Raw genomic sequence first — 14172 nt, 5'->3', positions numbered from 1 at the left:
TTACATCCCTCCTACGTATGTTTTAATACTTTCTTTAATAATATGGATATCATCATTCTTTAATGAACGTGGGTCGATATCAAAAAAACCTTGGTTCGCCCCATAATCTCTTGTATAGATAGCTATATTGCCATTACGAAGCTGTTGGGTTAATTTTTTTGCAGAGATCGAAGCAATATTGGCATCAATCTGAATTCGTGCTCGATATATAGCTCGACCTGCTTCATCTTGAACAACCGTTACAGTTATACCGGAAATATGATTTAAGTCTTCTAATTCTGTTAAGACTTCTTTTTGCAGTAGACTATTATCAGGCTTATTCGCATATTCATCAAGCGCTTTAAGTAAACCAAAAATAGACTCTTTACCTACTTTCATACTTCGGCCAATTCCATGCAATTGTACCTTTATCCATTCGATGTATTTTCTTCTACCGGCGACAATACCGGAGGTTGGCCCTTCGATTGCTTTTGATCCACTGTAAATAACAACATCAGCGTAGTTTATATACTTTTGCAACGCTCCTTCAGCCGCAGCATCTACAATGAAAGGGATTTGCTTCTCTTGAGCGACTTGATAAGCCTCCTCAACGGAAAGTATGTTTTTTTGTACGGCATGATGTGATTGAACATATAGAATAGCTGCTGTTTTTGATGAAATGGCTTCACGGATATGCTCTGCCTTACCTTCATTAGCATATCCAGCTTCAACAACTGTACCACCACCTAAGTAAACCATTGTTTCGATAGGGGCTCCATAGTGTACATTATGACCTTTTAACAAGATAACCTCATTCTTCTCAATTGGTTCCTGATGTAGGCGATCGCTTTTACGACGGTTCCCCTCAGTTATTAGTCCAGCAACAGACAATACAATTCCGCTAGATGCCGAATTAACTATTACAGCAGCTTCAGAGGCTAAGTGATTGGCAACGTAGTCACCAGATTTATTCACTAAATCTGCCATTTCAACGTAATTTTGTCCTCCTTGCTTCATAGCTTCCATAACGGAATCTGTCGGAGCGGATACTCCAAGAATACTCATTCGACCACTTGCATTAATGACACGCTTTAAACCATAGTTAGCATGTAAGGTACGTTCCATTCTTAAACACTCCTTTAGCCTTAATATGTTTGGTAGCTATTTGTTCCTCGCCTTCCGAGTCAATTAGCTTTACAGGGCTATTCTCTATTGAAAATAAAGTTAAATTAGCTGGTTCTCCTTCTTGAATCCTTCCGAGTTTTGGCATCTTTAACCAATTAGCAGCATTGATCGTTACGCCAGCAATTACCTCCTCTATTGAATAACCAAGATAGAGGAATTTAGATAGTGTTTTAGACATACTATATACTGGTCCATTCAGTCGATTGTTTCGATAAATATCCGTACTAATTGTGTCGAATTTTAATCCTTGTCTTTTTGCTGCTTCGGCTACTTGAAATGAAAAACTTGCTGAACCGTGTCCAACATCTAAATGAATGCCTTTATTAACTGCTTTCGTAACAAATGAATGGATGTGCTCGTTATTATCAAATAGATGATTTGCCTTTCCGTGCAAAAAATGTGTGACGATGTCTTCCTTTTCTAATAAATCGAAAATCTGTTCTATATAAGGAGGACTTGAACCGATATGAACCATTAACGAGCGTTTCGTGATGAGAGATAAACGACGAGCCAATTGTAGAGGCTTAATTCCTTGTTCACCTACAACGCTTTTACTCATTCTTGCCTTTAGACCGACGATAAAGTCAGGAAATTGTTCCACTGCCTTAACCACTTTATCACTATTAATCCAGCTTAGATTAGATAATTCGTCTATTCGTTTTAGACCAATGCTAGAGATGTTCAAAAAAGCAAGTAGATTTGTTTTACACTGCTTGGATAGCTCGTGGAGGTCTGCAATGCGGTCCGCTCCGCAACTACCTGCATCTACAACAGTTGTTACTCCTTGCTTGATGCCGATTTCATCGACATCATCCCCATAAGGATCAAATTCAGGAAAGGCATGTACATGCAAGTCAATCCAGCCACTTGAGACGTATAGACCAGTGCAATCAATTACATGCTCTCCATTTAAAGTTTTGGGCTCAGAAATAGCTTTTATTGTTCCATCTTCAATAAAAAAGTCGTATTTTTGATGATTTAAACGTGACACATTATGTAATACATAGGTGTTACACATAGCAGACATCCTTTTTCAGTAATTTCATTGTTTTCAGTATATCATTTAACTGGTATAGTTATCTATATTTTACGAAATTTTGCTGAATAATTATTGATAAATGCGAATGAGAAATAAGAAAATAGAAACTTACATGAAGAAAGTATTGGCTGGGCATGGTGAGTCTATTACTGGATTGAGCAGAGAATTATCGTGAAAAATGGTAATCAAGGGTTGAGGCATCGTAATGGTGTAAATAAACTATTACTTTGATAAAATCGTAACAACAAAAAATCCTTATGTCGCTGGCTTGCGATGTAAGGATTTTGTTAGCTGTATTAACGAAAAATGACTAGCTACACTATTAATAAAAGCGTTTAAAACTATCAAAATGTTTTTTCCAGTAGGAGTTATTTAAACTGCTTATTTGCACTCCACTTGAACCAGCATGAATGAAGGTGTTATTCCCCAAATAAATGCCTAGGTGAGATATGCCAGGACGATAGGTTCCTGCAAAAAAGACAAGATCCCCTACTTGAGGCTTTGTAACATAATGGGAGCGATTAAAATAACCATCACTGGAAAGTCGATTTATACTCATGCCGCCTTTTTTGTACACGTAATGAATAAAACCACTACAATCAAATCCTGATGGTGTCGATCCTCCCCAAACATACTTTACTCCCTGCATACTCTTTGCCGTTTGAATAACCTTTTCTACATTATATTGAACATTGTTAGATGGTTTTTCATTGGTATTTCCGTTTGAATTAGTGTTTGAGCTACTACCTATACTCAATTTTTGACCGATAAAAATTAAGTCAGAGTTTAAGTTATTCCACTTTTTTAAATTAGCTACACTAACCTTATATTGAAGAGCTATCCGTGATAAAGTATCACCTGATTTTACGATATATACCTTTGTTGAACCTGTTTGATTCGAACTGTTATTAGAAGAACTAGAACCTGAATTAGATCCAGTAGAACTCGATCCGTTTGAACTATTTTTTGAAACAGCAAGTACATTACCTGGATAAATTAATGTTGAATTAAGGTTGTTCCACTTCATAAGGTTGCTCAACGAGATATTATACTTAATGGCAATTCCGCTCAGCGTGTCTCCGCTTTTAACCGTATACGTTTTAGAGCTATTCGAATTATTATTAGATGGTTTTGAAGAACTGGAGCTAGAACCGGACGTGTTGTTATTCTCTGTTTCTATGATTTGATTGGGGTAGATCGTATCTCCTGATAGTTTGTTTATCGATTTTAATTTGGCAACATTTGTATTATACTTTTGGGCTATTGTCCATAAGGACTCGCCGCTTTTAACTTTATGAGACGCTGCTTCTACCTCTTCCGCTGCAAATATTGCCGAGGCTATTGCTGCACTTGCAGTAACGGACATGATTATTTTTTTATTGCTCATTATAGGTCCTCCCTCACATAAACGTGCTAATATATAGAACTATTATCTCTATTATCGGAAGAAATTGGATGAAGTTTAGGGAAAATGAATGTTTTTTAGAATAAAATTTTCGTGTCTTTTTATCTATGAAAAATCCTGGGGAATCAGGGTTTTGTTGAAATTTGCTTCATGTTGATAAAAATTCTGCGATTTATTAGTTCTTTTTAACTGTAAATTAAGGTGTTTTCAGATTACCAAATTTAAACTATTTAACCATTGAATTGAAATATAACTATGATTATATAGTTGTGTTTGGTATAATTAATAGTACTTTAGAAATGATACAAAAGAACTATTTGATATTTACTTAAAAACATACTAGCTATGTTTAATTGGTTAGTAAAGATAAATTGGTTCCTGACTAATCAGTACCGTTTTATTTCACTTTATCCCGCATATAACTGGCAGTAAGCTCCCCACTTCAAGGAATAAATAGAAACCAGTATTGCTAAGTGGGGAATCAACTGCCGGTAAATGTCCGATTGGTTCAGAGGCCTTTAGGTCATACCCTTGTGGTACTAACCATCCGTGGGATAAACAAAAACCCCCCACGGATGGAAGTTTCACTTTATTCACTTGATGTAAGGGGAGAAATTAGAGATAGAGGGGTCATATGAATGATAAAGGTGATGATTGTAGATGACCAAAGGTTATTTATTGATGGGCTTCGAGCATTAATTAGTAATGAAATAGATATAGAGGTTATCGCTACTGCTGTCAGTGTTAATCAAGCAATAGAGAAAATGGTAGAGAATACTCCTGATATTATACTTATGGATGTGCAAACTCCCTACAAGCAGACCGCTAGGGCAATTGTAAAAATGATAGAGAAATATTCAGGAATCAAGGTAATTGTTTTAACTACAATTATAGATGAGGATCTAATCATTTCATCTATTAATGCAGGCTGTAAAGGTTATTTATTAAAAAACCATGATTCAAAGCATTTACTTAGAGCTATAAGAGATGTTTATCATAATGAAGTTGTCTTTTCAGGAAAAATCTCACAGATATTGGCAAGAAAGATTATAGAGACAAAGTATGATAACAGAGAACTACTTAATAAAGCGTTTTTAAATCGAAACATCCATTTATCGAATAGAGAACTAGATATAGCTTGTCTATTAACAGAGAATATGTCTAATAAACGTATTGCCCAAAGGCTTTTTCTCAGTGAAGGGACAGTGAAAAACTATATCAGTGGAATTTACACTACGTTTCAAATTCATAACCGCAAAGAACTTGTTAGCTATTTTCAACATTTATTACAAAAATAGACGAAAAAATATGACTATTTAATAGAAAAGTAACTAAAAATATGACCATGTATTTAGTATGATGTATGTAATTCGAAAACTCAATGCTTTAAAAGCAGGAATGAAGGTCATACTATGATAAAAATCGTTTGCATCCCAAATAGTGACTTTATGAAAAACATTGCACGAACTCTTCGCACAACAAAGGGCATAAAGGTTATCGACGACGTAAGCAGGTCTGGAAGGAAATTAAACAATACGGTGGCATTGATTGATTTAGATAGATACGAAGCTGACAATTTATTATCATTAATTAAAGATTTATCAGATAGAGAGATTAGAGTAATTGGTTTTATAGATGCCTGTTTAGGAGTAACTAATTTAAAGTTCATTGATGCTGGAGTAAATAGTATATTTGTAAAGTATGATTCAGTTACTGATAATATTGCAAAGGTAATTGAAAGTTTAAATAGAACTAATTATTATTTACCGAATAAGCTGATTTCGCCATTACTGCATGCTATTGAAGAAAGAAAAAGAGCAAACCAAGAGGCATTTGCTTATCGTATTGAAAAGTCTGGTTTTTCTATGACTAGAAAACAAATAGATATAGCATATTTATTAAGAAAGGGTTTTAGTAATAAAGAGATCGCATTATTCCTTGGAATATCAGAAGGGGCAACGAAAGTACATATTAGTAGAATATACGCTAAAATGGGCAATTCAACAAGAAATGAAGTAATTGATATATTTGATCGTTTAATGACTAGGCGTGGTTAAATGTCTTTTTATCCCGCATATAACTGGCAGTAAGATTCCCAATACAAGCAATAAGGAGAAACCAAAATTGGTAAAAGGAGAATCAACTGCCAGTAAATGTCCGATTGGTTCGGGCCTACATGGAAGTAGGTCACAAAGGCGTTACCACAGGACGTGGCGATTTAAGCCTTTGTACGTATTTGTTTCAGTAAAAGCCGGATGGAAGTTTCACTTTATCCCGCATATAACTGGCAGTAAGATTCCCAATTCAAGCAATAAGGAGAAACCAAAATTGGTAAAAGGGGAATCAACTGCCAGTAAATGTCCGATTGGTTCACCTAACCATCCGTGGGGATAACAAAGCTCCCACGGATGGAAGTTTCACTTTATGTAAGAGTTATGGTAAGAATGATCGTATTTGACGTAAATTTTCAAAAATATTATAATGTTACTATATTTAAAAGAAAGCGTATGCATGATATAAGTTACTGCAAGTTTCCCTTGTTGGCCCCTTATATCATCTGCAGCATCCTAAAGGGGATTCTTTCATTGTATAATGACAATACCATCTATGTAATTGGCGATGCAAAGGCACCGCAGAACAACCCAATTACGAAAAAGTACAGTCAATTTTTTCTAGCATTAGTGATTGATGCGACTACTGATGAGATTATTGATAGCGAATGCTCCTCAACGATACAATTAACCAATGCGTTTGTAAGATCATTATTTATTGGTCGAATGGTGGATGATAAGGGTATTGAGGAAGCGATTCGCAAGCGATATCAAGGTTCATCGCAAAAGGCGCTAGTTGTCGCCTATCATGATGCAAGATATAAATATAGCCAAGCGAAAGCTGCTTTGACTACAGAAGCCTAGTCGAAATCCAGCCTGACATTATTTGTTAGGCTGGATTTTTTATTTGGTCTGAAATTTAAGGTAATTGCATGTTGGATGGAGAATTATACAGGGAAAGTAATTGCTATGGAATACGTGAGCACCTTTTGTGGCAAAGGGGGAGAGGCAACAATCCGATGTTTCTATGTATAAAACGTAAGAAAGATATTATTTGATAATTAGGGGGAAAACAACATGATTACAGATGGTTTCTTTTATATTGCTGTCTTGGTAGCGTTAGCTGCACTGATGGTTGGAATAGAGAATAAATTTAGCTCGAACCGCTTTTTAAAATTCATCCCAGGTATTGTACTAATTTATATTGGGGCGGCCTTTTTGCAGACAATTGGTTTATTTGATAATGAAGCTACAGCACCTGCATATTCTACTGTGAAGAATGCTCTGCTTCCTGCAATGTTAATGATGATGCTATTGAAATGTGATATTCGCAGTATCATTAAACTTGGCCCACGCATGCTCGGTGGATATTTTGTTGCGGTAATTAGTATCATTCTTGGTTTTGCCATTGTGTACTTGATATTTAATCACTTTTATGTAGCGGATACATGGCGTGCTTTTGGAGCACTTGCAGGTAGTTGGACTGGTGGGAGCGCTAATATGGTGGCTCTTCAAGACATTCTACAGGTTCCAGAAAATATTTTTGGTTATGTGTTAATGATGGATACGATCAATTATGCAGTATGGGTCATGTTTATGTTCTGGTTGGTTCCGTTCGCAGGTGCGTTTAATCGTTGGACGAAAGCAGATACAACGATTATGGATAATGGCTTAGCAGAGGATGCAGGCAAAATGAATGATATGCAAGGTACGGAATTTAAGCATATGATGTACTTGCTTGGGATTGGTCTACTTGTCTCTGCGTTAGCAACGTTAGCTGGAAATCATTTACCAGCTTTAGGAGATGTGTTCAGTTCGACTACATGGACAATTCTAATTGCTTCTGTTATTGGATTAATACTTGGGCAAACACGTATATCTAAAATTCCAGGCGCATTAGATGTTTCCAATGTAATGTTGTATATTATCGTGGCATTAATCGCTTCGCAATCCGATTTCTCACAGATTGCCCAAGCTCCTATTTATCTGATTTCTGGTTTTTTAATTATGTTCATTCATTTAGTGATTATGCTGTTACTAGGAAAGCTGTTCAAATACGATTTATTTACACTAGGGATTGCCAGCTTAGCAAATATAGGAGGAATGGCCTCAGCACCGATGCTTGCTGCTTCCTATAGTCGTAGTTTAATCCCAGTAGGTGTAGTTATGGCATTAATTGGTTCCTTCCTCGGTACGTATTTTGGCATGTTTATAGGGAAAATACTTGAAATATTGTAAAGCTGCTATTTTTTAAGAAAATGGCATAAGATATCAGTAGATTCACAGAACAATAGAAAGATAGATCAATGTTTAAAAGTAGAAAAAGGAGGAAATTGTGTTGCTTATTGAGGATATACAGGTATCATACCGAAAAATCCCGTTGCACACCCCGTTTAAAACGGCATTGCGGACGGCAACTGAAATTGAAAGTATAACGATAATTATTCATTTAGAAAATGGCATGGTAGGTAAAGGAGAAGCAGCACCGACTTGGGTGATCACCGGTGATTCTGCACAAAGCATTCAAGCAGCTTTAGAAGGACCAATTAAACAGGCTATCTTGCATCAAGACCTTTCTCATTTCCAAACGCTGCTGGCAGCGGTCCAGAATAGTTGTATAGGAAATACGAGTGCCAAGGCAGCGGCTGATATGGCACTTTATGATGCATATAGCAAATGGTTGAATATCCCACTATATCAATTATTAGGTGATAATCAATCACTTCACACATCAATGACGGTTGGTGTCGATGATCCAGCGAAGATGGCAGCTAATGCCAAAAAATGGGTCGAAGCTGGTTATTCTCGTTTGAAAATTAAAGTAGGCTCCAAGCCAGAACTAGATATCGCAAGGGTTTCTGCGATAAGAGAAGCTATCCCTACGGATGTGTTGCTCAGGCTAGATGCGAATCAAGGCTGGCAACCGAAACAAGCTGTCCAGTTAATTAAAGAGATGGAACGAATGGATTCGGGAATAGAGTTTATTGAACAGCCAGTAAAAGCCAAGGATCTAGAAGGGCTAAAGTTTGTTACAGACCATGTGCAGACGGCAATTATGGCAGATGAGAGTATCTTTTCTCCGTTAGATGCATTTACGATTGTCAGTGGTCATTATGTGGATTTGTTAAATATTAAGTTAATGAAATGCGGTGGGATTCGGAATGCGCTAAGCATCGCTAATTTAGCTATGGTGCATCGAATTCCATGTATGATTGGCAGCATGATGGAATCTAGTTATTCTGTTGGAGCAGCAGCACACTTTGCCGCAGCTCATCCAAATGTACTCTACTATGACCTGGATGCTCCACTATGGTTAGTAGAACAGCCTACGGTAATTGATTATCAAGGTGAGAAATTACATCTATCATCTGCTGCTGGCATTGGCACAGTGAATCAACCGAAAGATTAACATGGAAAATCATAGAAGGAGGCAAATTCATGTTTGTAAAATGGATGAAAATACTAGGAATGGCGTTAATTGGATGTATCTTAGTAAAACCAATCATATCACAGGCGGCAGGCAATTCTGAGGAGCATGTATTTGAAGCCGAAGAAGATATGATTGCTTATATAGATGTTGCAGTCGCTACGCTTTGGACTGAGCCTAATATCTTACGGGAAGTGGATCAACCATCTGCGAGCAATCCAGTAGCTATTTGGAAATGGAAAGAAGATATGACGTATGAACAAGAATTGCAGTTGTCTGGTGATGGGATGCTGGAGACGCAGGCTCTGTATGGGAATAAAGTCACCATTCTTGAAACAGAAGGAGAGTGGGTGAAGGTTGCTGTTGATGGACAACCTACACCAAAAGAGGAATTAGGTTACAGCGGTTGGATGCCAGCTTCACAGCTCACCTATACAACGAAGTTCGCTAATAAAACTGATGATCCATTTGTTATGGTAGACGCACCAACTAGTTATTTATATCATACACCAGCTTTCCGCCATCAAGGAATGGAGATTAGCTATAATACACGCTTACCTTATCTAGGTGAATCCAAGCATGCATATCGTGTGATGCTACCATCTGGAAGTCATGCATGGGTGAAGAAAGCAGATGCCAAAACCTATGAATCTCAAAAAGCTATTCCGACGCCAACGGGACAAGCGTTAGTAGAGGCAGGGAAGCAATTCTTGGGCCTGCATTATCTGTGGGCAGGTATGAGTGGATTCGGATTTGACTGCTCTGGATTTACATTTACCCTGTATCAATCTCACGGGATAACGATTCCACGTGATTCCAGTATTCAAGCAACACATGGTGAGCCGGTGGCATATGAAGATATTCAGCCTGGAGACCTCTTGTTTTTTGCCCATGATCAGGGCAAGGGAAGTGTCCATCATGTTGCGATGTATGCTGGTGACGGTAAGATGATTCATTCACCAAATTCAAAAAAAGATGTGGAAATCATTCCAGTGACAACAAAAGGGTATTATGAGGAGCTTTCAGGTATTCGTAGGTATTTGTCGAAAACAGACTAAAGTGTTAGAAAGGATGGGTAAATAACCTGAACGCTTATCTCTAAAGTTACAAAAGATAAGCTTTAAAGTATTGGAAGTATACTCATGAGCAATTAGCTAATGGAAATAGGACAGAGGAAAGCTAGTTGTGATAACGAATTAGAGAGACTATTGCATATTTGTGCAATAGTCTTTTTACTTTCCTAAACAATTAAAAAGTAAACGTTTTGTATGATCAAATCAGTCATCCACTTCTCTTTTCTATGTATGGTTAAAACGTAAGTACTAAATTAATAGAGATAGTCTAATAGTAGTGTGTTTATTTTGAATAAAAATACCCTTTTAAATATTAAGGAAAGAATCTATACTCTAAACAACTGGTTATAACCACATGATTTTTAAATCTAATGGGAAGCCAGAAGAATGGAAGGATTACTTTGGCTAGTATTACTTCAATAACGTAATCGACTACGAAGGAGGGGTCATTTTTTAAAAGCTAGTTTTATAGCTAGGAAGAGAGAATAATTTTAAACGATAGGAAGTGATTAATAAAGTGGAGAAACTTTTAAAATTGCTCGTCTCTAACGCTGTTATCATAGTTGCGCTTACAATGTTGGCATCAGCTAGTTTTGCGCAGGAGGAGCAAAAACATGAAACTGTAATTGGGAATCTTACAGACTTCTCTGTGGAAGAGAACACCTATACGTTATCCGCTGGTGATGCAAAGGTTCGTGTTGTTTTTTACAAGGATGATATGTTCCGGATTTGGTTGGCTCAAGATGGAGAATTTACGGATCCGGCTGGAGAAGCTATCATCGTAAAACATGAATTTCCAGAGTTAACAACGAATTGGTCTAATGAAGGAGATTACTATCGTATTGATACCAAAGATGTGACATTGCGTGTTTATAAACAGCCATTGCGGTTTGAGCTATATGAATCAGACAATAAAACCGTTGTATGGAAGGAAATGAAAGGGTTATCATGGGATGATGAAGAAACGAGCCAAACATTAAAACGTGCTGAAGAAGAACAGTTCTTTGGTGGTGGTATGCAAAATGGTCGATTTACTCATAGAGATGAAACGATAGAAATATCCACCTCTTATAATTGGGAAGATGGTGGACATCCGAATGCTGTTCCATTTTATATGAGTACAAGTGGTTATGGCGTTTTTCGAAACACCTTTTCTCCTGGATCTTATTCCTTTAACGACCCAGTAAAGACAATACACAAAGAAAAAAGATTTGACTCCTATTATTTTTATGGACCTGATTTAAAAGAGATTCTGGACGGTTATACTGAGCTTACTGGTCGACCTTTTATGCCGCCATTATATGGTCTGGAGCTTGGCGATGCAGATTGCTATAATGACGAAGGGCAAACGACTATAGACTCTCTAGAGGTGGCAAATGGGTATCTACAATACGGCATGCCTGTAGGCTGGATGCTTGTTAATGATGGGTATGGCTGTGGCTATGAAGGTCTGGTGGAAGTAGGTCAAGAATTAAGAGACCGGAATATTGAACTTGGGCTATGGACAGAAGACGGCTTGCCAGATCAGGAATATGAAGTTAGTGAAGCAGGAGTCCGTGTTAGAAAATTAGATGTTGCTTGGGTTGGACCAGGTTATCGATTTGCATTAAACGCTGCAAAAGAAGCCTATCAAGGCATCGAAGAAAATAGTAACGCACGGGGCTTTACCTGGATGGTTGAAGGTTGGTCCGGGGCTCAACGTTATGCTGTTCAGTGGACTGGTGATCAAACAGGATCATGGGAAAACATTCGCTTTCATATTCCAACAATTGCTGGTTCCGGATTATCTGGGCAGGCATTCACAACAGGAGATATTGATGGGATTTTTGGTGGAAGTGCAGAGACATACGTAAGAGACTTACAGTGGAAAGTATTTAATCCAGTATTAATGAGCATGTCAGGCTGGGCGGATACAGATAAACAGCCATGGAGGTATGGAGAACCGTATACCTCCATAAACCGAAAATACTTAAAGCTAAGACAACAGCTTTTGCCTTATATATATACCTATGCGGCAGAGGCACATCAAAGCGGCGTGCCTTTAGCTCGCTCCATGGTGTTAGAATATCCTGACGACCCTGTAACTTGGAATAAAACGACACAATATCAATACTTGTTTGGCGAATCCATGCTTGTTGCTCCGGTATATGAAGATACAGAAACACGAGATGGGATTTATTTACCAAAAGGGAAATGGCTAGACTATTGGAGTGGTAAAGTTTATAACGGACCACGTATCGTGAACGATTATGATGCACCATTAGATAAACTTCCGCTGTTTGTTAAAGCTGGTGCGATTATTCCGATGTGGCCGGAAAATAATTCCTTTAAAGAATTAGCCAATGATCATCGAGTGATACTCGATATTTATCCCCATGGCGAAAGTAGTTTCTCCTTATATGAGGATGATGGTATTAGTCGGGAGTATCAAGATGGAGCCTCGGCTAAACAATTAATTACAACCAACGCACCGAAGAATGGTAAAGGTAATATTGAGATTACAGTTGGTTCCAGCGATGGCGAATATGATGGAAAACCAGAAAGCAGACCGTATACCTTTACTGTTCATACAGGTGAAAAACCTGCAAATGTAGGGATCGGAAAAGGCAAGAAATTAATGGAATATGATTCGAAGGAAGATTTTGCAAAGGCAAGTGAAGGTTGGTACTATGATGCGGAAGATCGTAACGGTATTGTACACATAAAGACCAAACCAATGTCAACGAGTGAATCCTTCACAATGACAATACATGGATCCAGTAGTGTAGGAGATGACGAAGGTGATCCTGCAGCATTATTTCGCTTGGAAGTACCGGATGAGAAAAAAGCTGGAGATCCCATTACTGTGACAGCAAGCTTTCTGAATGGTTCGACCAAAAAAATGAAAGATGTGCTACTTTCATTAGAAGTACCTAATGGGTGGGAAGTAGATGGATCGACAAACGCTTTGTTTAATAAGCTGGATAAGGATAAAGAGGTCACTGCCACATTCACATTAATACCTCCAGAGCATACAGGCGAAGGTGAATATGATATAGTAGCCCATTCGACATTTAAACAGAGTGGAGATGATTATACCACTAATGCTTATTCGAACGTGTCTATTATGGATCCATATAAACTTAAACAATCGGAGATGACTGCAACTGCAACGAGCGAACAATCAGGTTCGGACCCAGCCGAAAATGCTATTGATGGAAACCAAAACACGATGTGGCATACGGATTGGTCTGGAGATGATAAGTTGCCACAATCTATCACCCTAGACCTTGGGGCAAGCACGAAATTAATGAAGTTACCTATTTACCTAGACAGTCTGGGACTAATGGAATTATTACTAAATACAAGCTGTATACTAGTACCGATGGTGAAAATTTTAGAGAAATAGCAAATGGAGAGTGGAGTAACGATAAAGCGGAAAAAAGTATTCGTTTTGATTCAATAGAAGCGTCGCATATTAAATTAGAAGCAATTGAAGGTGTTGGAGGATTTGCTTCCGCAGCAGAACTAAATGTTTTTGTTTCAAAACGGCATCAAGATACGAGTACACAATCATTGTTGAAGTCGCTTCGTAATAATCGTGATAAAGTGTACACGGCAGATGCTTTCCATGAATTAGAATTACATTTGATAGCAGTGAGTCGTTATGAAAATAAACAAAAAGCAAAAAAAGTAGTGAAACACATGAAGGGGTGGAAAAGTCTACTTGATCAACAATTAGAAAAAGATGTAATATCTGATAAAGCTTTTGATAGCTTTCAAAAACAAGCTGATAAGCTAATTAAAAAGTGGAAGTAAATTTCACCTTGACGATCCATCTAAAATTCTGTAATAATAGAGTTAATTAAATATGGTACCTTTAATTCAGTCCAGAGAGGCTGACAAGGACAGCGGATATGTGTAGGGATATGTATTGATTTAACAATTATCCATAGTAAAGCTAGCAATGTTTTTGGATGTGGATAGTCCCTTTGAACATAGGCTTCTTGTCGCAAGCGACTGGAAGCCTATTT

Annotated in this window: 10 protein-coding genes and 1 pseudogene; 8 read left to right on the top strand and 3 right to left on the bottom strand. The window is 37.6% G+C overall.

The genetic code is table 11. The annotated features are described in order from the left end of the window. From D9782_RS00910 to D9782_RS00900, 3 genes are all read right to left on the bottom strand, one after another. On the bottom strand, positions 1 to 1104 hold the full coding sequence (locus D9782_RS00910) for a DgaE family pyridoxal phosphate-dependent ammonia lyase (RefSeq protein WP_026682080.1): 1104 nt from the start codon (positions 1102 to 1104) through the stop codon (positions 1 to 3). After that, positions 1082 to 2182: an amidohydrolase/deacetylase family metallohydrolase gene (locus D9782_RS00905; protein ID WP_121603835.1), complete on the bottom strand. Its 1101-nt coding sequence runs from the start codon at positions 2180 to 2182 to the stop codon at positions 1082 to 1084. The genes D9782_RS00910 and D9782_RS00905 overlap by 23 nt, the downstream gene beginning before the upstream one ends. Positions 2183 to 2525: 343 nt before the next feature. Beyond that, positions 2526 to 3590 (bottom strand): C40 family peptidase, encoded by a 1065-nt coding sequence (locus D9782_RS00900; RefSeq protein ID WP_121603834.1) that lies wholly within the window; start codon positions 3588 to 3590, stop codon positions 2526 to 2528. Positions 3591 to 4246: 656 nt separating this feature from the next. On the opposite strand from D9782_RS00900, the gene D9782_RS00895 reads away from it, so the two are divergent. The 8 genes and pseudogenes from D9782_RS00895 (at position 4247) to D9782_RS23280 (ending at position 13957) form a co-directional block, all read left to right on the top strand. Beyond that, complete coding sequence (locus tag D9782_RS00895) at positions 4247 to 4906, top strand: response regulator transcription factor (RefSeq protein ID WP_121603833.1); 660 nt, start codon at positions 4247 to 4249, stop codon at positions 4904 to 4906. Between the two features lie 240 nt (positions 4907 to 5146). Next, entirely contained in the window at positions 5147 to 5665 is a 519-nt protein-coding gene (locus D9782_RS00890) for a helix-turn-helix transcriptional regulator (RefSeq protein ID WP_162986307.1), read from the top strand. Positions 5666 to 6193: 528 nt separating this feature from the next. Then, on the top strand, positions 6194 to 6523 hold the full coding sequence (locus D9782_RS00880; RefSeq protein ID WP_026682076.1) for a DUF3870 domain-containing protein: 330 nt from the start codon (positions 6194 to 6196) through the stop codon (positions 6521 to 6523). A 213-nt stretch (positions 6524 to 6736) separates the two neighbouring features. Further along, the gene (locus D9782_RS00875) at positions 6737 to 7897 is read left to right on the top strand and encodes a DUF819 family protein (RefSeq protein WP_026682075.1); all 1161 of its coding nucleotides are present in this window, start codon (positions 6737 to 6739) and stop codon (positions 7895 to 7897) included. A gap of 100 nt (positions 7898 to 7997) precedes the next feature. Next, positions 7998 to 9068 (top strand): dipeptide epimerase, encoded by a 1071-nt coding sequence (locus tag D9782_RS00870; RefSeq protein WP_121603830.1) that lies wholly within the window; start codon positions 7998 to 8000, stop codon positions 9066 to 9068. A 44-nt stretch (positions 9069 to 9112) separates the two neighbouring features. Further along, entirely contained in the window at positions 9113 to 10144 is a 1032-nt protein-coding gene (locus D9782_RS00865; RefSeq protein WP_371414001.1) for a C40 family peptidase, read from the top strand. A gap of 589 nt (positions 10145 to 10733) precedes the next feature. Further along, a pseudogene (locus D9782_RS00860) lies at positions 10734 to 13609 on the top strand (TIM-barrel domain-containing protein); the annotation flags it as partial. Positions 13610 to 13714: 105 nt separating this feature from the next. Next, positions 13715 to 13957 carry an FIMAH domain-containing protein gene (locus tag D9782_RS23280; protein ID WP_205601744.1) on the top strand — a complete coding sequence of 81 codons (243 nt, stop codon included), beginning with the start codon at positions 13715 to 13717 and terminating at the stop codon, positions 13955 to 13957. Positions 13958 to 14172: the final 215 nt, after the last annotated feature.

Origin of the sequence: Virgibacillus sp. Bac332 (assembly GCF_003667785.1) — a bacterium.
GTDB classification, from domain to species: Bacteria; Bacillota; Bacilli; order Bacillales; family Amphibacillaceae; genus Virgibacillus; species Virgibacillus salarius.
Note: the sequence above shows the minus strand (reverse complement) of the source record. Positions and strands in the feature narration are given on the sequence as shown.

Bases quoted from the DNA above. Each gene is read 5' to 3' on its own strand.
- D9782_RS00910 (WP_026682080.1), bottom strand. From the start codon at position 1,104: ATGGAACGTACCTTACATGCTAACTATGGTTTAAAGCGTGTCATTAAT.
- D9782_RS00900 (WP_121603834.1), bottom strand. From the start codon at position 3,590: ATGAGCAATAAAAAAATAATCATGTCCGTTACTGCAAGTGCAGCAATA.
- D9782_RS00895 (WP_121603833.1), top strand. From the start codon at position 4,247: ATGATAAAGGTGATGATTGTAGATGACCAAAGGTTATTTATTGATGGG.
- D9782_RS00875 (WP_026682075.1), top strand. From the start codon at position 6,737: ATGATTACAGATGGTTTCTTTTATATTGCTGTCTTGGTAGCGTTAGCT.
- D9782_RS00905 (WP_121603835.1), bottom strand. From the start codon at position 2,182: ATGTGTAACACCTATGTATTACATAATGTGTCACGTTTAAATCATCAA.
- D9782_RS00865 (WP_371414001.1), top strand. From the start codon at position 9,113: ATGAAAATACTAGGAATGGCGTTAATTGGATGTATCTTAGTAAAACCA.